The organism is Streptomyces calidiresistens (assembly GCF_014141525.1).
Lineage (GTDB): Bacteria > Actinomycetota > Actinomycetes > Streptomycetales > Streptomycetaceae > Streptomyces > Streptomyces calidiresistens.
Genome location: NZ_VKHS01001233.1, coordinates 1 through 1,081 on the forward strand (window position 1 = coordinate 1; position 1,081 = coordinate 1,081).

The 1,081-nt window shown below is 75.9% G+C and carries 1 protein-coding gene; it reads right to left on the reverse strand.

Going from position 1 to position 1,081, the window contains the following annotated elements; genetic code table 11:
* Window positions 1-43 precede the first annotated feature (43 nt).
* Window positions 44-856, reverse strand: coding sequence for a cytidylyl-2-hydroxypropylphosphonate hydrolase (gene fomD, locus FOE67_RS26580; RefSeq protein ID WP_182667370.1), 813 nt, complete (start codon window positions 854-856; stop codon window positions 44-46).
* Between the last annotated feature and the right edge of the window lie 225 nt (window positions 857-1,081).

The following is a 1,081-nucleotide window of genomic DNA, read 5'->3' on the forward strand; positions in this document are numbered from 1 at the left end:
GCGGTGCACGGGGCGGCCGGGCCGGGGGGACGGACCGGACGGGTCATGTGACGGGGCCTCTCCTGATGGTGTGTTCGTGGTGATGAGGGCTGATCCTACGGGTCGGTACCGGGTCCGTTTCAAGAGGTACGGGACCCCGCCCCGCCCCCCGCGGGTCCGTCGCCCGGCGGGGGGAGCCGGGGGGACGGTGCCAATCGGTGGGCAGCACCGGGGTGGCCCAGTGGGGCGCCGGGCGCCACTCGGTCCACCGCTCGGAGAACGGGCTGCCCCAGCGGCCGATGAGACGGGTGGCCTCGCGGCCGGCGCGGCGCACCTCCTCGGCCCGGTCGGGATCGATCAGCCCCACCTCGAGCGCCCGGGCGAATTCGTCCTCGTCCCGCCACTCCCAGCGCCGATCCGGGTAGACGGCGATGTCGAGGAAGTGGTCCTCCGAGTCCACCCCTCCCGACCAGCGGTGCAGGGGCTCCTCCAGGTTGACGTACCAGTTCTTGAAACGCCACCCCGGCTCCCAGAACAGCCACACCGACCACGGGTCCCCGGGGCGGGCGAGCTTCAGCACGCCGGTGCCGCTCCAGGTGGTCGGGACCGGGCCGCGGGGCTTGGTGTAGCGGGTCTCCAGCGGCTCGAGGTGGACGGGGGTGCCGTCCAGGAGCCGGGGACGCACGCAGGGGGTGTCGGGGGCCAGCCAGACGGCGAGCAGTTCGGGGGTGTCCCGGACGACGGTCACCGGCCGGCAGATGTGCACGTCGGACGTGCCATTGGCCCGGTAGCGCCACAGGATGTGGTCACCGGCCCGCCAGCGCGGCCGCGACGTCGCGCCGTCGGTGCCCGGACCGGGCTCGCGGTGTGTCGTCATAGGGGAAGGATAGGCGCACGCCCCCCGCATTCCGGCGTTCCCGCCGCATTCCCCTCCGGCTTCCGCGCCGGCGCGGGAACGGCGTGCGGGAGCGCCGGAACGCGCGGGCCGGGGAGCCCGGGGGCCGCTCCCCGCGGCGTGCCGCGCCGACACCGGGGCGTCCGCGCGGCGTGGTGCGGGAGTCCCACGGGGCGCGCGGCCACGGCGCCGCGCGCCCCATGGGAC

Bases quoted from the DNA above. Each gene is read 5' to 3' on its own strand.
- fomD (WP_182667370.1), bottom strand. From the start codon at position 856: ATGACGACACACCGCGAGCCCGGTCCGGGCACCGACGGCGCGACGTCG.